Annotated in this window: 15 protein-coding genes; 8 read left to right on the top strand and 7 right to left on the bottom strand. The window is 62.5% G+C overall.

Translation table 11 applies throughout. The features are described from left to right. Positions 1-239 precede the first annotated feature (239 nt). On the top strand, positions 240-764 hold the full coding sequence (locus JZ00_RS07070) for a hypothetical protein (protein WP_039590512.1): 525 nt from the start codon (positions 240-242) through the stop codon (positions 762-764). A gap of 90 nt (positions 765-854) precedes the next feature. On the opposite strand, the gene JZ00_RS07075 is transcribed toward JZ00_RS07070, so the two are convergent. The 6 genes from JZ00_RS07075 to pilG all read right to left on the bottom strand — a co-directional run bounded on the left by JZ00_RS07075 (position 855) and on the right by pilG (position 10,876). Further along, positions 855-1,310: a chemotaxis protein CheW gene (locus tag JZ00_RS07075; RefSeq protein WP_039590509.1), complete on the bottom strand. Its 456-nt coding sequence runs from the start codon at positions 1,308-1,310 to the stop codon at positions 855-857. Then, positions 1,303-7,227, bottom strand: coding sequence for an Hpt domain-containing protein (locus JZ00_RS07080; RefSeq protein ID WP_039590507.1), 5,925 nt, complete (start codon positions 7,225-7,227; stop codon positions 1,303-1,305). The genes JZ00_RS07075 and JZ00_RS07080 overlap by 8 nt, the downstream gene beginning before the upstream one ends. 38 nt (positions 7,228-7,265) lie before the next feature. After that, on the bottom strand, positions 7,266-9,326 hold the full coding sequence (locus JZ00_RS07085; RefSeq protein ID WP_039590505.1) for a methyl-accepting chemotaxis protein: 2,061 nt from the start codon (positions 9,324-9,326) through the stop codon (positions 7,266-7,268). A gap of 160 nt (positions 9,327-9,486) precedes the next feature. Next, the gene (locus JZ00_RS07090) at positions 9,487-10,026 is read right to left on the bottom strand and encodes a chemotaxis protein CheW (protein ID WP_039590503.1); all 540 of its coding nucleotides are present in this window, start codon (positions 10,024-10,026) and stop codon (positions 9,487-9,489) included. Positions 10,027-10,036: 10 nt separating this feature from the next. Then, positions 10,037-10,402: a twitching motility response regulator PilH gene (gene pilH / locus JZ00_RS07095; RefSeq protein WP_039590866.1), complete on the bottom strand. Its 366-nt coding sequence runs from the start codon at positions 10,400-10,402 to the stop codon at positions 10,037-10,039. A gap of 45 nt (positions 10,403-10,447) precedes the next feature. After that, a complete protein-coding gene (pilG, locus tag JZ00_RS07100; RefSeq protein WP_039590502.1) occupies positions 10,448-10,876 on the bottom strand; it encodes a twitching motility response regulator PilG in 429 nt (142 codons plus the stop codon). Positions 10,877-11,101: 225 nt separating this feature from the next. On the opposite strand from pilG, the gene gshB reads away from it, so the two are divergent. The 7 genes from gshB to JZ00_RS07135 all read left to right on the top strand — a co-directional run bounded on the left by gshB (position 11,102) and on the right by JZ00_RS07135 (position 17,057). After that, on the top strand, positions 11,102-12,055 hold the full coding sequence (gene gshB / locus JZ00_RS07105; RefSeq protein ID WP_039590500.1) for a glutathione synthase: 954 nt from the start codon (positions 11,102-11,104) through the stop codon (positions 12,053-12,055). A gap of 76 nt (positions 12,056-12,131) precedes the next feature. Beyond that, entirely contained in the window at positions 12,132-13,028 is an 897-nt protein-coding gene (locus JZ00_RS07110) for an energy transducer TonB (protein WP_039590864.1), read from the top strand. Positions 13,029-13,162: 134 nt separating this feature from the next. Continuing rightward, entirely contained in the window at positions 13,163-13,732 is a 570-nt protein-coding gene (locus JZ00_RS07115) for a YqgE/AlgH family protein (protein WP_039590499.1), read from the top strand. Beyond that, complete coding sequence (ruvX, locus tag JZ00_RS07120) at positions 13,732-14,169, top strand: Holliday junction resolvase RuvX (protein ID WP_039590497.1); 438 nt, start codon at positions 13,732-13,734, stop codon at positions 14,167-14,169. Before JZ00_RS07115 ends, ruvX begins: the two co-directional genes overlap by 1 nt. A gap of 84 nt (positions 14,170-14,253) precedes the next feature. Continuing rightward, positions 14,254-14,760: a bifunctional pyr operon transcriptional regulator/uracil phosphoribosyltransferase PyrR gene (pyrR, locus tag JZ00_RS07125; protein ID WP_039590496.1), complete on the top strand. Its 507-nt coding sequence runs from the start codon at positions 14,254-14,256 to the stop codon at positions 14,758-14,760. A 24-nt stretch (positions 14,761-14,784) separates the two neighbouring features. After that, on the top strand, positions 14,785-15,789 hold the full coding sequence (locus JZ00_RS07130; protein WP_003177495.1) for an aspartate carbamoyltransferase catalytic subunit: 1,005 nt from the start codon (positions 14,785-14,787) through the stop codon (positions 15,787-15,789). Next, a complete protein-coding gene (locus tag JZ00_RS07135; RefSeq protein ID WP_039590494.1) occupies positions 15,786-17,057 on the top strand; it encodes a dihydroorotase in 1,272 nt (423 codons plus the stop codon). Before JZ00_RS07130 ends, JZ00_RS07135 begins: the two co-directional genes overlap by 4 nt. Positions 17,058-17,188: 131 nt before the next feature. Here the strand turns inward: JZ00_RS07135 and JZ00_RS07140 are convergent, their stop codons facing one another. Next, entirely contained in the window at positions 17,189-17,617 is a 429-nt protein-coding gene (locus JZ00_RS07140; protein WP_039590492.1) for an NINE protein, read from the bottom strand. Positions 17,618-17,746: the final 129 nt, after the last annotated feature.

Genomic DNA, 17,746 nt, shown 5'->3' on the forward strand with positions numbered 1-17,746 from the left:
GTTCGCTGTCGTGGGGGTTACCTTAGGCGTGTTGCGGCGAGGGCATCAATCACGCCCGATGGCGGATCGTTACGGTGGGAGTAATTGTTTATGCTGGGCTTTGGGTCCCCTGGTCCGATAGAGACGTCGACCTGTCAACCTTGACAGTAGGCGAACAGTTTTTTTCAGCGCCCAATCTCGATTGCGGCAACTCGATATTGTTCCGATCCCTGCTCAAAAACGCCGCTTAGGAGAACAGCATGCCCTTCTATGAAGACGTCACCGATTTCAAAAATGGACAGCGGAACGGGTGGGAGAACGGCCCTGACTTACCCGATGGGACAATCGAACTCGAGAAAGGAAATTACTTTTGGAGAGGTAATCTGGAAGTTTCTTCCCAGGCATGGCCAATGATCCAACCTTCTCTTATGAAAACGTTTGATTTATCAGTTGAAGAGCGAAATAAGTACTACGACATAATATTTCACTACCGTATCCAGGAACGCCAAGCGGGCGAAGCGGGCGAAATAACCATCGCTATGTGCCCTGGAAATGTCCATTTTGAGGAGATTGTCGCTTGGATAGACAATGAAACTGAAATTAACCAATGGATAAAGGTGGTGGTGAAGCCAGCACGCTGGTTCGGCCCTTCACCGGTTCTTTGGATCGGCACACTAGGCTCGAGGCCCGACGATCGCCACCGAAAAATTGATATTGATAATATTACGATTCGGAACGTTCATCACCGTTCAATTGAGTTCCTTCGTTTAATCAGTTTGCGCTGAAAACTTTACTGAACATCTTTTCTTGATTTAGTTGATCGTACCGACTCAGGTACGATCAACCCGTCTGAACTCGTTTTAGTCCATGAGTTGCTAAGTCAACCCCGCCGCCATCACCAACTCCTCCAACGCCAACAGATCCGGCACTTTCGCCACGTGCTCCCCCACCTGCACCGCCGCCTGCTCCAGCCCGCACAGCGGCACATCGACGTAGCTCAACTGGCTATCGAGCTTGCAGGAACGGGGGATGCCTTGCACCAGCAGGGCAATGAAGCGCAGCTCCGGCCGGCCGCCCAGGGCGTTGAGCACGACGATGCGTACGCGCTCGCCCATCACGGTTTTCTGGCCGCAGGCCGACTCGAAGCTCAACAGCGGAATCTGCCGCTCGCGCCAGCTCACCCAGCCCAGGAACCACGGCGGGGTGTCCAGATCGAAGGCGCTGCTCTGGTAGTCGATCAGCTCCGCCACCGCCACGTTGGGCAGAATCAAATGCCGGTCGGCCAAGGGCAGCAACAGCCCCGTGAGATGGCTGGCGCGAAATTCATCCATGTTTTTTGCTCCAGTACGCGATGCTGTCGAGCAGCACCGATTCCTGGTACGGCTTGCCCAGGTAGTCGTTGACGCCGATGGCCATGGCGCGGTCGCGGTGTTTCTGGCCGGTGCGGGAGGTGATCATGATGATCGGCAGGTGCGCCAGGCGCGGGTCGTTGCGCACGTGGGTCGCCACTTCGAAGCCATCCATGCGCGGCATTTCGATGTCCAGCAGCATCAGGTCCGGCGTGTGTTCGGTCAACAAGGCGATGGCATCCACGCCGTCCTTGGCGGTGAGGACGTGCATGCCATGACGCTCCAGCAAACGACTGGTGACCTTGCGCACCGTTACCGAGTCGTCCACCACCAGCACCAGCAATGGCCGTTGCGGTTCGCCCTCGCCTTCAGTCGACACCTGGCGGCGCGGGACCTGGTGGGGCAAGGCGCGGATCGGTGCGAGCAGGTCGAGAATCAACACCACCCGGCCGTCCCCCAGGATCGTCGCCCCGGACAGGCCTTGCACCGCCGAGAACTGCGGGCCAAGGCTCTTGACCACGATCTCGCGAGTGCCGGTGGTGGCGTCGACTTGCACCGCGACATGCCGTTCGTTGCACTGCACCAGCAGCACTGGCAAAGGCTGGCTCTGCCCCAGCAACTTCGGCCGGGTGCCGGTTTTCAGCAGCTCGCCCAGGTAACACAGCTCGTAGCGTTGCCCGGCGTAGGTGTAGGTCGGCGGATCGAGCTGGTAATAGCCGTCCAGTTCGGCGGGCAATACCCGGACGATGCTCTCGATGGTGTTCAATGGAATCGCATACTGGTCTTCATGGCACTGGACCATCAGCGCGCGGTTGACCGACACCGTGAACGGCAGGCGAATGCGGAAGTGCACGCCCTGCCCCGGCGTCGAGTCGATGGACATGCTGCCCCCCAACTGCCGCACCTCTTCGTGGACCACGTCCATGCCGACGCCGCGCCCGGAAATCTGAGTGATCTTCTCAGCCGTGGAAAAGCCTGGCTGGAGAATGAATTGCAGTACGTCACGGTCGCTGATGTCGCTGTCGGGTGTCAGCAAGCCACGCTTGATCGCCTTGCGCCGAACCGCGTCCAGCGGCACCCCGGCGCCGTCGTCGCGGATGTCGAAGATGATGTCGCCTCCCTCGCGGGACAAGTCGAGGCTGATCCGCCCCTTGGCCGGTTTTCCGGCGGCGATACGCACATCGGCAGCCTCCAGGCCGTGGTCCACGGCGTTGCGCAGCATGTGTTCCAGAGGCGCGGCCATGCGTTCGAGCACGTTGCGATCCATCTCGCCCTCGGCATTGCCGACCACGAACTCCACATCCTTGCCCAGCTCTTGGGCGACTTGCCGGACGATGCGCTTGAGCCGCGGCAGCATGCGTTCGAACGGCACCATGCGCGTACGCATCAGGCCTTCCTGGAGTTCGGTATTGATACGTCCCTGTTGCTGCAGCAGGTTTTCCGCATCGTGGTTGCTGCGGTCGAGGGTTTCCTTGAGGTCGAGCAAGTCCGAGGCGGACTCGAACAGCGCCCGGGACAATTGCTGCAGTTGGGAGTGGCGGTCCATCTCCAGGGGATCGAACTCTTCGTAGCCCAGCCGCTCGGCCTCCACTTGCTGGCGACTGAGAATCCGCCCCTGGGTTTCGGTGTCGAGGCGGCGTAGTTGGTCGCGCATGCGCTCGATGGTGGTTTCCATCTCGCCCAGGGCAATGCGCGCGTCATTGACCTGTTGTTCGATACGGCCCCGGAAGATCGACGTTTCGCCGGCGAGGTTGACCAGGTCGTCGAGCAATTCGGCGGAGACCTTGACCGTGTCCGCGCCGTCGCCCGACACGGAGGGCTCGGGTCGCGCCGGCAGAGACGCCGGCGCCTGGACCGAAGCTGGCTCCGGTGCTGCAACAGGTTCAGGCGCGTCGCGCTCCTGCGGATGGCTCACCGCCTGGATCCGCGCAATCAATCGATCGCCCGGCGGGCACGGCTGACCGGCGCGGACCGCATCGAGCATCTGCGCCAGTCGGTCGTGACTGCTTTGCAGCAGGACAAATAGCTCGGGGCTCGGTTGCAGCAGGCCCGCCGACAGGCCTTCATAAAGATTCTCGAGCTCATGGGCGAGATCGCCGATGGGGGAAATTTCCACCATCCGCGCGCCGCCCTTGAGGGTGTGCAGATCTCTCAGCAAGGTCTCCACGGCCTGGCGATTGGCCGGGTCTTCCTGCCAGCGCAGCAACGCAGCGCCGGAGCTGTCGAGGATGTCGAAACCTTCCTCGAGAAAGATCTCCAGCAACTCGGGATCGTGCCCCGAGGCATCGCCCGTCGCAGTCGGTGTCTCGATGGCATTCGGCCGGTCCTGGCGGAACCGGTGAATGGCGTCGATCAGCGCAACGGGATCACCCAATGGCTGGCCTTGTTGCAGTTGCCCGAGCAACAGATCCAGGCGTTCGTGGCTGCTTTCGAGCAGTTGCGCCAGTTCCTCGCTGTAGCTGTAGCGGCGGTCCACCAGCCCCTCATAAAGGTTTTCCAACTCTTGGGCCAAGTCACTGACCGGTCGGATGCCCGCCATGCGCGCGCCACCCTTGAGCGTATGCAAATCACGCTGCAGCGATGACAGCGGCGCGCCGTTGTCCGGATCGGCGAGCCAGCGCTGCAAGGCCTGGGCGGCGCTTTCCAGGATGTCCTGCGCCTCTTCGAGAAAGATCGAAGCGATGTCATCGTCGACCGAGGTATCGGTGGTTGCGCCGTGTTCCATTTCGGCGGTCGCCTGGCTCAGCTCGCGGATGCTCAGGGTGCGGCTGCCGTCGCTGCGGATCAGCCCCGTAGCGGCTGGGTCGAGGCTGTCCTCGAGCAGTTTGCGAAGGGCCTGCACCCGCTCGGGCCGCGAATGCACATGCTGGCCGGCCGCCAACTCGTCGAGCATGTCGATCAACGCTTCGTGGGCGCGCTGAGCCTCCTGGAAAAAGGCGTCGCTGACCGCCAGGCTGCTTTCCTCGACCGCACCGTAAAGGTCCAGCAGCGCTTCGCAGAGCTCGTCCACCGGGTGCAGGTCAGCCAGGTGCGCACCTTCGCCCAGGGTGGTCAGCTCGTCGAGCAAGGCACTCAATTCCTGGCCTTCGGCGGGGTGTTGCTGCCAACGTTGCAACAGGTTTTCCGCGTCCAGCAGGATGTCCATGCCTTGGGCGAGGAAGTTATTGATCAACTGCGGATCACGCTTGGTCCGCGCGCCTTGATCCGCCGCGCCAGCCACTGCCTGCAAGCGCTCGACCAACAGCGACCGGGCCCGCTGGATCAAGTCCTCGGCACCGGCAATCGGTGCCTGCGGTTGGCTGTGTAACTGGCGCAGGCCGCGTCGCAGCAACCCCTCGCCCTCCAGCAGCAGTTCAATCTCATCCAGGTCCAATGCCAGCAGATGAGCCTTGTATTCCCGGGCCAGTTCGTCCAACGCCCCGGCGAGTTCGGCGATGGGCTGCACACCGGCCATCGATGCGCTGCCCTTGAGGGTGTGCAACGCCCGTTGCAGTTCGTCGCTGGCCTGCAGCGGCAGTTGTTCGGCGGCGTGATCAAGGAAGCGATCGAGCGTGGCGAGATGACCCTGGGCTTCGTTGTCGAAAATCTTCAAGAGCAGCGGATCGAGGGCAGTCACGTCCTGCTCGTCGTCATCCTCTTCTTCGCGGCCCTTGGCGAGGGCATGGGCGCGAGCGGCCAGGCGATCGACGTCGTCACGCTGGGATTGGCGATGATCGGCGAATTCGGTGATCAGCGCCGGCAGCAATTGCACGGTTTCTTCAATTAACCGAAGGACTGACGCGCCCGGTTCCACACTACGCTCCAGCACCCGATTGAGCAGGTTTTCCACCGCCCAGGCCAACTCCCCCAGGATCAACGCCCGCACCATCCGGCCGCTGCCCTTGAGGGTGTGGAAGGCCCGGCGCAGTTCCGTCAGCGCGCCGTGGTCGTCGGGATAGGCAGCCCAGCGCGGCAGGTATTCATTCAGCACATCCAGTACTTCGGCGGTCTCCTCGAGGAACACTTCGCGCAGCTCATCGTCCACCGGGGTTTCATCCGCCGGGGGCGGTAGCAGGCTGGCGGGCATGTTCCTCGCTGGCGGGTTGACCGCCGAGACCGGGCTGGCCAGGACTTCGGCCAAGGATTGCACGGTCTGCGGATCGTCCAGCTCCTGCAGGTCCTGCATGACCTGCGCTTCATTGGGGCTGAGCACATCGTCGAGCAATGGCACGCGGGCTTCGTCGGGGAAATACCCGAGGGCGCCCAGGCTGCGTTCGACCCCATCGAGCAGGCTCTCGGCAGGCTTGAGCGGGTCCTCGCTCAAGCGCTCCAGGTAATATTCCAGGCCGGTGATCACATCGGCCAGATGATCCAGCTCTTCCCAGCCCGGCCGGGCATGTTCGAGCAACAGATGCTCGTGGATGAAACCGTGGCACGCCTCCACGAGGCTGGCGGCACGGGTCAACGGAATCATCGCCAGCGCACCGCGCACCTGGGTCAGCAGCGCCGGTAAAGGCTGGAGTTGCTCGCTGTTCCAGTCCGCGTCGATGTAGTCGACGATCATGTCCTTGGCCTGTTGCAGGCAAGTGTGGGCTTCCTTGATGACGATCTGGTGGATCTGGGTCAGGTCGGTGGTCGGCAGGCGGTTGTCTTCGCGGCTTTCGGGTTCGACGGTGCCGACCATGCCGGCCAGGGTCGCCTCGACGTAGAGCAAGGCCCCGGCGACGTCCATCAGCGTTGCATCATCCGGCTCACGCTGGCCCTGGGCGAGGCTCAGCACCACGGCCAGTTGGTCGATGATCACTTTGCGCGGCTGGCCGAAACCCAACACCGCCAAGGTGTCGGCGATCTGTCGCAAAGGCGCCAGCAGGCTGTCGAGCTCGGTGACGTGCTGTCGATCGCTGCGCACGAACAGGTCCAGGCGCTCCTTGACCCGCACCAGTTCCTCGCAGAGCGCGGCCAGCACCGAGCGCATGGCATCGCGGTCGGGCCCGGCCAGGCGCGCGCGTTCTTCGTCGACCATCGCGCTGTCGGGCAGCGCGTCGTCCAGTGAGTAGCGTTCTTTCATGATCTGCATCTGCCCGCTGGGATGTTCGGCCTTGGCAATATAGAACAACAGGCTCTTGACCAAGTGTGACGGGGCCGGTTGATTGACGCCTGGCATGCCTTGCACCAGCAGGCGCTTGAGTTCCTTGTCGGCGTCCTTGAACAGACTGCGCAGCGCCGGGCTGTTGGCGATACGCCCCTCGCGCATGCCCTCGACCAACGCCGAAGCGACCTGCCACAACGCATTGAGCGGCGCCCCGGCGCACAGCGTCTCCAAACGGTGGAAGACCTTCGCCAGGTAGCCAAGGTGAGTGGCGTCGTCCTGTTCACGAAGCAACCCCACCAAGGCGACTTGCAAGGTTTGGCGCAGCTTGCGCAGGGTGCCTGGCAAGTCGGCCGGTTCGAGCCGCTTCAAGGCGTCATCGTTGAGTGGCGCGACATCCGGCAGCTGCGGACTGAACAGGCTGGTCTCCGACAACAGGCTTTCGCCCCGGGCACTGCGCAAGTCGTTTATCAACGGCAGCACCACCAACGGCAGGTCGCGACGGGCACCTTGCACACGCTCAAGATAGACCGGCAATTGGCCCAGGGCCTGGCGCAACAGGCTGATGGCCTCGTCGCGGTGGGCAATACGGTTGTCCTGCAGCGCGATGCACAGTTGCTCCATTTCTTCGGCGAGCAACGCCGCGCCATAGAACTCGACCATCTGCAGGCCACCATGGACCTGATGGATACAGGCCAGGCATTGGGCAAGGGCATCCGACGCCTGCGGGTCGTCCTCCGGGCGATTGAGTGCCAGATGAGCCTGCTTCAGCGTTTCGGCAATCTCGCCCTTGACCCATTCCAGGGCCACGTAGTCGTGCCGATCACCCATAACCACTCCAAATCAACAGTCATATGCCGCAGAGCGCATCAGCCCTTATCCCCATCCGCCACAGTTGCTGGCGGCAAGGTAAACCCCGACACCGAACGACGCAGCTGGCTGGCCATTTTCGCCAGGTTGCCGATGCTCTCGGCGGTGGCGGTAGAGCCGGAGGAGGTCTGCGAGGTGATCTGCTGGATCACGTTCATGGTCAGGGAAATCTGCCCTGCCGAGGTGGTCTGTTGCTGCGCCGCGTTGGAAATGCTCTGGATAAGCGCAGCCAGGGTCTTGGAAACCCCTTCGATTTCTTCCAGGGCAACGCCGGCATCCTGGGCCAGCCGGGCACCGCGCACCACTTCGGTGGTGGTCTGCTCCATGGAGATCACCGCTTCGTTGGTGTCGGCCTGGATCGCCCGCACCAGCGTCTCGATTTGCCGGGTCGCTGCCGAAGAACGCTCGGCCAACCGCTGCACTTCATCGGCCACCACTGCAAAGCCGCGCCCGGCATCGCCGGCCATGGACGCCTGGATCGCGGCGTTGAGCGCCAGGATGTTGGTCTGGTCGGCGATGTCGTCGATCAGGCTGACAATGTCGCCAATTTCCTGGGACGATTCGCCCAGGCGCTTGATGCGTTTGGCGGTGTCCTGGATCTGTTCGCGAATGTTGTCCATGCCATGAATGGTGTTGTGCACCACCTCGTTGCCCTTGTTGGCGATTTCCACGGAGCGCTCGGCCACCGCCGACGACTCGGCGGCATTGGCCGACACCTGGTCGATGGACTGGGCCATTTCATTGATTGAAGTCGATGCTTCGGAAATTTGCTGGGCCTGGTGCTCGGACGCCTGGGCCAGGTGCATCGCCGTGGCCTGGGTTTCCTGCACGGCTGCGGCGACCTGGCCGGCGGTGAGGTTGATCGTCGCCACCAGATCACGCAGTTGGTCCACCGAATAGTTGATGGAGTCGGCGATGGTCCCGGTGAAATCCTCGGTGACCGAGGCTGTGACGGTCAGGTCACCGTCGGCCAGGTCCTCGATTTCGTCCAGCAAGCGCATGATCGCGTTCTGGTTGCGCTCGTTCTTTTCCGCCGTCTCCCTCAGTTGGCGGTTGGTCTCGCGAACCATGACCAGGCCGATGAGGATGATCGACATCAACGCCAGCAGGCCCAATACGTAGCCGCCGATGGTGTTGACGGAACGCCCGCCCGCCAGGTTTTCGAACGCGGTGGCCAGGTGCGAGGCTTCATCGAGCAGGGTTTGCGACAGGTTGAAGATATTGCCCGCCGACTCACGGACCTTGAACAGCTCCGGCGAAGTTTCGAGGATTTCATCCACCGAGCCGGAGACAAACTCGAACAGTTCGCTGATGTCCGACAGGCGCGCCCGGGCGTCGCGATCCTGGACCTGGGAGATCTTCAAGGTCGGGTCGCCTTGCAGCATGCCATTGAGCACCTGGCCAAAACGCGCAGCGTCACGGCCAAAGGTATCGGCGGCCTGGCTGGCATTCTCGTCCCCGGCCAATACGGTGTTCACCGCGCCGAGGATCCGCTCGGCCAGCAGCGACTGGCGCTGGGCCATGGCGACCTGGGCGGCCGGTGCGCCACGTTGCAGGAGGATCTCGACGACTTTTTCGTACTCGACCTGCAGCTGTGGCACGGTTTCGGCCAGGGTCGCCGCGACCTGATGCAACGACAGGACGGTTTGTTCGCTGGAGAGGATGGCATCGGTGTTCTTCAGCAGCCGCTCCCAGTCCAACTGCACGGCACGCATCTGCGGGCGCAGGGTTGCAGGCGCCGGTGGCAGACCGGTCACGGGGTCGCCCTGTTTAAGGTAGCCCCAGCGCTGGGCGAAGTCGTTGCGCGCATCACTCAGCAGCTTGAACGCAGCCGCCTTGCCGGCCGCCGCCTCGGTGGCGTTCTTGGCGATGCGCTGGGACAACACCCGCAGCTCGCCAGCATGGCCGATGTACTGCTTGTCATAGGTAGATTGGGTGTTGAGGTACGCAAAGTTGGCGAACAGCAGCATGATGAAGACAATCAGCGCGACGAACAGCACGATGATCTGTGAACGACTGCGCGACGCTTCCAGTGGCTTGCCTGTTTTTGCTTTGATCATCGGTACTCGCCTGTCCTGCTCGAAACCCCAAACCAGCCACCGCAGCCTTCAAGCGGGAGCGAACCTGCTCGCGATCGCGTCGGATCAGTCGGCATTGATGCAACTGATCCACCGCCTCCGCGAGCAGGCTCATTCCCACAATGGCCTGCGTTGCGTTCTTTCAAACCGCCACATCCATGAACCCCGGCGACCGCGCCAGGGCAAACGGGCTGAACACCTGCCATTGCCGCTCGCCGGCGAAACGGCCCTGGACGAACGCCGATTCCGGGCCTTCCAGGGGGGCCGGGGGAATCGCTTCGAGGCTGTCCTTTGGGAAATGCTGCAGGCCAAGTACTTCGTCCACCAGCAATCCGGCAAAGACTTCGTCATGATCCACCACCAGCACCCGCCGCTGCTTGCGCACGCTGGACAGTTCGTGGCCGAAGAAACCGCACAGGTCCATCAGCGGCAACAAGCGCCCGCGCAGGTTAGCCACTCCGCGTACCCATGGCTTGACGCCGGGCAATGAGGTGTGGCGTGGCTCATGCAGCACTTCGCTGACCTCGCCCATCGGCGCCACGTACCAGTGTTCGCCCAGGCGAAAACCGATGCCGCTCCAACTGTCGCGATGTGCGGGCTGGGACGGCAGCTCCGCGCCCAGCAGCCGACAGCGTCGATCGATCTGGAGCAGCAGCTCGAATGCGGTCAGGGAGTGGCTCATGGCCGTGCGTTCAACCTGCCAGTACGTTATTCAAGGTCTTGATCAGGGTTTCTTCATCCACCGGCTTGGTCAGGTAGTCCTTCGCCCCCTGGCGCGTCCCCCAGACCTTATCGGTATCCTGATCCTTGGTGGTGATGATGATCACGGGAATGTGCCCGGTTTCAGGATCCTTAGTCAGCTGGCGCGTGGCCTGGAAACCGTTGAGGCCGGGCATGACGATGTCCATCAGTACCGCATCGGGTTTTTCCTGGCGGGCCAGCGCCACGCCATCGGCACCATTCTCGGCCTTCAGGACCTGGTGGCCGTGCTTTTCCAGCATGCCCGTCAACTTGTACATTTCAGTCGGCGAATCATCGACGATCAGAACTCGTGCCATGGTGTTCCCCATTCTTCTGGACCTCGGGCCCGAGGCCGAGCGTCATTAATGTGCCTGGTGCGACTGGACAGCGGCAAAGCCCGGGACATGGGCCTGTATCGCGCCCAGCAGTTCTTCCTTGCTGAAAGGCTTGGTCAGGAATTGATCGGAGCCGACGATGCGCCCCTTGGCCTTGTCGAACAGGCCATCGCGGGACGACAGCATGATCACCGGTGTCGCCTTGAAGGCGCTGTTGTTCTTGATCAGGGCGCAGGTCTGGTAACCGTCCAGGCGCGGCATCATGATGTCGACAAAGATAATGCCTGGATGATAATCGACGATCTTGGCCAGGGCATCGAAGCCGTCGATCGCCGTTATCACCTCGCAACCGACGTTGCGCAGCAAGGTTTCGGCGGTGCGGCGAATGGTCTTCGAGTCGTCGATGACCATGACTTTCAAGGCGCTGGGTTGCTGCTGCGTAAGATGCTCTGCCATTGCCACTGCGAACCGGTTTTTAACGCATAAGATTGATCGACAGCGCAAACCCTTGATGTTCAAGGCCCGCGCGTCGCATGGCAGCCTTTTTAGCACAGTCTCCAGCAACGATCTATCAGCCGCTCGGTACGGCGGTTTTTCCTTGACCGGCAATCTTCGGGGCGCCACTCTGACGCCACTTTTTCATGCCATTTCGTGCCCATCCAATTTTCGAGGAACCAAGCCATGAGCGTACGCGTCGGCATTGTCATGGACCCAATCGCCAGCATTTCCTATAAAAAGGATAGCTCGCTGGCCATGCTGCTGGCCGCTCAAAAGCGCGGCTGGGAGCTGTTCTACATGGAACAGCGCGACCTCTACCAGGCCGAAGGCCAGGCAAGGGCGCGGATGAAACCGCTGGAAGTCTTCGCCAACCCCGAGAAATGGTACGAACTAGGCCGGGAAAGCGACGCGCTGCTGAGCGACCTGGACGTGATCCTGATGCGCAAGGATCCGCCGTTCGACATGGAATTCGTGTATTCGACCTATCTGCTGGAGCAGGCCGAAAGCGCGGGCGTGCTGGTGGTCAACAAGCCGCAGAGCCTGCGCGATTGCAACGAAAAACTCTTCGCCACGCTGTTCCCGCAGTGCACGCCGCCGACCATCGTCAGCCGTCGCCCGGACGTGTTGCGCGAATTTGCCGACCATCACGGCGACGTCATCCTCAAGCCTCTGGACGGCATGGGCGGCTCTTCGATCTTCCGTCACACCGCCGGCCACCCGAACCTGTCGGTGATCCTGGAAACCCTGACCTTGCATGGCCAGCAGCAGATCATGATCCAGGGTTACCTCCCAGCCATCGTCGACGGCGACAAGCGCATCCTGATGATTGACGGCGAGCCCGTGGATTACTGCCTGGCGCGCATCCCGGCTGCTGGCGAAACCCGTGGCAACCTGGCGGCCGGTGGTCGCGGCGAAGCCCGTCCGCTGACCGACAAGGACCGCTGGATCGCCGCCCAGGTCGGCCCGACATTGCGGGAAAAAGGCTTGTTGTTTGTCGGCCTGGACGTGATTGGCGAGCACCTGACGGAAATCAACGTCACCAGCCCGACCTGCATCCGCGAGATCGACAATGCCTTCGGCACCGACATTGGCGGCATGCTGATGGATGCCATCGATCAGAAGCTCAAGGCACGTTGATCCAGATCCTGATGAAGGAAACCCACATTGCGTTATCATGCCCGGCCTGAAAAAACGTGATGTTGGTTTCCTTGTCATGACACTCCCGTCCGATCTGCCCCAAGAGCTCGCCCATCGTGGTGTGCGCCCGGCTGATCGTCTCGGCTTCACCCTGTTCCTGGCCGCGCTGATCCATCTGGCGGTGCTGCTGGGCGTCGGCTTTGCCACGGTCGAACCCAAGCAGATCAGCCAGACCCTGGAAATCACCCTGGCCACCTTCAAGAGCGAAACCAAGCCACAGAAGGCGGACTTCCTGGCCCAGGAAAACCAGCAGGGCAGCGGCACCCTGGAAGAGAAAGCGATTCCCAAGACCACCGAGATCGCGCCGTTCCAAGACAATAAAGTGCAAAAGGTGACCCCGCCGCCCGCCGCCAAGCCCGAGGTCCAGGAAACGACGCCCAAGGCTGCCGTCACCACCGTGGCACCGAAACCGAAAAAGGCCCCGGTCAAGGAAGAGGTCAAGCCCGATCCGAAGCCCAAGGCGCCGGAACCGACGTTCGACAGCGCGCAGTTATCCAGCGACATTGCCAGCCTGGAAGCCGAACTGGCCCACGAACAGCAGCTGTACGCCAAGCGCCCACGCATCCACCGCCTGAGCGCCGCCTCGACCATGCGCGACAAGGGCGCTTGGTACAAGGACGAATGGCGCAAGAAGGTCGAGCGCATCGGCAACCTGAACTACCCCGAAGAAGCCCGGCGCAAGCAGATCTACGGCAATCTGCGGCTAATGGTCTCGATCAACCGTGACGGCTCGCTGTATGAAGTGCTGGTGCTCGAATCTTCCGGGCAGCCATTGCTGGACCAGGCGGCCCAGCGGATCGTGCGCCTGGCGGCACCGTTCGCACCGTTTACCGGGGACCTGTCGGACATCGATCGGCTGGAAATCATCCGCACGTGGAAGTTCGCCCGGGGTGATCGGCTGTCCAGTAACTGATCCACATCGATGGTGGACACGGAACCTGGACTCGCCGCAGCCCCCTTGTGGGAGCGGTGTCACCTTCCAGATCGAGGCATTTGCTGCACATCCCCAGCTTGTCAGTTCGGCCCTGCGCCGCCACACTAGCGCTTATGAAAAACGTCAGCCCCACCTACCTCAAGCATCACTTCCTGATAGCCATGCCGCACATGGCCGATCCGAACTTTGCCCACACCTTGACCTATATCGTCGAGCACACGGCCAATGGGGCCATGGGATTGGTGGTCAACCGCCCGCAGGAACTGAACCTGGCGGACATCCTTGAGCAGTTGCGCCCCGACGTAGAACCGCCACTGCTGTGCCAGCACGTGCCGATTTTCATCGGCGGCCCGGTGCAGACCGATCGCGGCTTCGTGCTCCATCCGTCGGGCCCCAAATACCAAGCGACTGTAGACCTGGACGGCTTGTCGCTGTCCACTTCCCAGGACGTGCTGTTCGCCATCGCCGACGGCGTCGGCCCGGCAAAAAGCCTGATCGCCCTCGGCTATGCCGGCTGGGAACCCGGGCAACTGGAAGCCGAACTGGCCGACAACGCCTGGCTGACCTGTCCGTTCGACGCCGACATCCTGTTCGACACCAGCAGCGAACTGCGACTTGAAGCGGCGGCCAGTCGGCTGGGGGTCAACCTCAGCCTGCTCACCAGCCAGGCGGGACACGCCTGATGGCCCTGCGCCTGCTGCTGGGCTTCGATTACGGCACCAAACAGATCGGCGTAGCGGTCGGTCAGGTCATTACCGGCCAGGCCCGCGAGTTATGCACCTTGAAGGCGCAGAATGGCGTCCCGGACTGGAACCAGGTCGAAGCGCTGATCAAGGAATGGAAACCCGACGCCGTGGTGGTCGGCCTGCCGCTGAACATGGACGGCACGCCCAGCGACATGTGCCTGCGCGCCGAAAAGTTCGCCCGCCGACTCAATGGCCGCTACAACCTGCCCTTCTATACCCATGACGAGCGCCTGACCACCTTCGAGGCCAAGGGCGAGCGCCTGGTGCGCGGCGGGCAGAAAGGCAGTTACCGCGACAACCCGGTGGACGCCATCGCCGCCGCCCTGCTGCTGCAGGGCTGGCTTGATGCAAATACCGCCCTGTTCGAAACCTGATTTTTTTGAAAGCGCCGCCAAGGCGCTTTCTTCTAGCGATAAACCGAGTCACGAGCACCGACCCGGAAACCTGAAGGAGCCAGCATGAGCCTGCCCAATCCTGCCGAACTGATCAGCCAGATGGCGATCCGTCTCACGGCGCACCTGGAACAACGCGGCATCAGCGAACCGCGCTATATCGGCATTCGCACCGGCGGCGTCTGGGTCGCCCAGGCCTTGCTCGATGAACTGGGCAGCGATTCGCCGCTGGGCACCCTGGACGTGTCCTTCTACCGCGACGACTTCAGCCAGAACGGCCTGCATCCGCAGGTGCGTCCTTCGGCCCTGCCGTTCGAGATCGAAGGCCAGCACCTGGTGCTGATCGACGACGTGCTGATGAGCGGCCGGACCATCCGCGCCGCCATGAACGAACTGTTCGACTACGGTCGCCCGGCCAGCGTGACGCTGGTGTGCCTGCTGGACCTGGACGCCGCCGAGCTGCCGATCCGCCCGAACGTGGTCGGCGCGACGCTGGCGCTGGCCGCCCACGAGCGGGTCAAGCTCTCCGGGCCGTCGCCGCTGCAACTCGAACTGCAAGACCTTGCCCTTTAACTGCCCTTGTAAGAGTCCATCGCGATGACGCCTCTCGAAACCAAGCGCCCGCTGCAGCTCAACGATCAGGGCCAGCTGCGGCACTTCCTGTCCCTCGACGGCCTGCGCCGCGAGCTGCTGACAGAAATCCTCGACACCGCCGACTCGTTCCTCGAAGTCGGTGCCCGGGCGGTGAAGAAAGTCCCGTTGCTGCGCGGCAAGACCGTGTGTAACGTGTTCTTCGAAAACTCCACCCGCACCCGCACCACCTTCGAACTGGCGGCCCAACGCCTGTCGGCGGACGTGATCACCCTCAACGTGTCCACGTCCTCGGCGAGCAAGGGTGAAACCCTGCTCGACACCTTGCGCAATCTCGAAGCCATGGCCGCCGACATGTTCGTCGTGCGCCACGGTGATTCCGGCGCTGCGCACTTCATTGCCGAACACGTGTGCCCGCAAGTGGCGATCATCAACGGCGGCGACGGCCGGCACGCCCACCCGACCCAGGGCATGCTGGACATGCTGACCATCCGTCGGCACAAGGGCAGCTTCGAGAACCTGTCGGTGGCCATCGTTGGCGACATCCTGCACTCGCGAGTGGCCCGCTCCAACATGCTGGCCCTCAAGACCCTCGGTTGCCCGGACATCCGCGTGATCGCGCCGAAGACCCTGCTGCCCATTGGCGTCGAGCAATACGGCGTGAAGGTCTACACCGACATGACCGAAGGCCTCAAGGATGTGGATGTGGTGATCATGCTGCGCCTGCAACGCGAGCGCATGACCGGTGGCCTGCTGCCCAGCGAAGGCGAGTTCTATCGCCTGTTCGGCCTGACCACGGCACGCCTGGCCGGGGCCAAGCCGGATGCCATCGTCATGCACCCGGGGCCGATCAACCGCGGCGTGGAGATCGAGTCGGCGGTGGCTGACGGGCCGCATTCGGTGATTCTCAACCAGGTGACCTACGGCATCGCCATCCGCATGGCCGTGCTGTCCATGGCCATGAGCGGGCAAACGGCCCAGCGCCAATTCGACCAGGAGAACGCCCAGTGAAGCTCAGCATTCTCGGCGCACGCGTGATCGATCCAGCCAGTGGCCTGGATCAAGTGACTGATATTCATATCGATGCCTGCAAGATCGTCGCCCTTGGCGCCGCGCCGGCAGGTTTCGCGGCGGTCGAAATCCTCGACGCGAAAGGCCTGGTGGCAGCCCCCGGTCTGGTGGACCTCAACGTAGCCCTGCGCGAGCCGGGCTACAGCCGCAAAGGCAGTATCGTCAGCGAAACCCGCGCCGCCGCCGCCGGTGGCGTGACCAGCCTGTGCTGCCCGCCGCAGACCAAGCCGGTGCTGGACACCTCGGCCGTGGCCGAACTGATCCTCGACCGCGCCCGCGAGGCCGGCAACACCAAGGTCTTCCCGATTGGCGCACTGAGCAAAGGCCTCGAAGGTGAGCAACTGGCCGAGCTGATTGCCCTGCGCGACGCCGGCTGCGTGGCGTTCGGCAACGGCCTGAACAGTTTCCGCAACACACGTACCCTGTGCCGCGCCCTGGAATATGCGGCGACCTTCGGCCTGACGGTAATCTTCAATTCCCAGGACCATGATCTGGCCGAAGGTGGTCTCGCTCATGAAGGCCCGACCGCAAGCTTCCTAGGTTTGCCGGGCATTCCGGAAACCGCCGAGACCGTGGCCCTGGCCCGGGACCTGCTGTTGGTGGAACAAAGCGGCGTGCGCGCCCATTTCAGCCAACTGACCAGCGCCCGCGGCGCGGCGCTGATCGCCCAGGCCCAGGCCCGTGGCTTGCCAGTGACCGCCGACGTGGCGCTGTACCAACTGATCCTGACCGACGAAGCGCTGATCGATTTCAACAGCGTCTATCACGTCCAGCCACCACTGCGCACCCGCGCCGACCGCGATGGCTTGCGCGAGGCAGTGAAATCCGGGGTGATCTCGGCCATCTCCAGCCATCACCAACCCCACGAGCGCGACGCCAAGCTGGCACCGTTCGGCGCCACCGAGCCGGGTATCAGCAGCGTCGAGCTGCTGCTGCCGCTGGCCCTGACGCTGGTGGAAGACGGTTTGCTGGATTTGCCGACCTTGCTGGCCCGCCTGAGCGCCGGCCCGGCCCAGGCATTGCAGCTGCCGGCGGGGAAACTCGCGGTAGGCGCAGCGGCGGACCTGGTGCTGTTCGATCCTGGCGCGTCCACCCTAGCCGGTGAGGCTTGGCGTTCCAAGGGTGACAACTGCCCGTTCCTCGGCCATAGCCTGCCGGGTGTGGTGCGCTATACGCTGATGGATGGGCGGATTACCCACCAGGCCTGAAATCTGCGTCGCCTGCTTCGCGAGCAAGCCCGCTCCCACACTTGATCCGAGGTGCTCACAATCATGTGTTCACCGACGATCCCTGTGGGAGCGGGCTTGCTCGCGAATGCAGGCGACTCGATCTGCCTGTCTTAGTGAAAAGCCCCACGCTTCTGCGCGTTACGAATCGACACCTGGTCGTTCAGCGTCCAGAAGTCATACAGCACGCCCAGGAAAAATACCCCGCCGGTCAGCAGATATAGAATCCCGCTGAACCATTTGCCCTGATACATCCGATGTACGCCAAGTACCCCGAGGAACGTGAGCAGGATCCACGCCACGCTGTACTCGATCGGCCCAGGGGTGAATCGCAGGTCCGCTTCGCGGTCCATGGCCGGGATCAGGAACAGGTCGATCAACCAGCCGATACCCAGCAGGCCGAAGGTGAAAAACCAGATCGTGCCGGTGACCGGCTTGCCGTAGTAAAAACGGTGAGCGCCGGTAAATCCGAAAATCCACAGCAGATACCCAATGACTTTGCTGTGGGTATCGCGGATTGCTTCCTGCTGATAGCTGTTCATGAGTGGTCTCTTTTGCCTCGATAGAAAAATTTGTTCGGACTTTTTGTGACTTTTTTGTGTCTCGCCGACAAGCGGTACTGGGCGACCCGAGCCGGGGAAACGCCCGTAGAACGGGGCTTGTGTCTGACA

The sequence above is a fragment of the Pseudomonas frederiksbergensis genome (assembly GCF_000802155.2).
Taxonomy (GTDB): Bacteria; Pseudomonadota; Gammaproteobacteria; order Pseudomonadales; family Pseudomonadaceae; genus Aquipseudomonas; species Aquipseudomonas frederiksbergensis_A.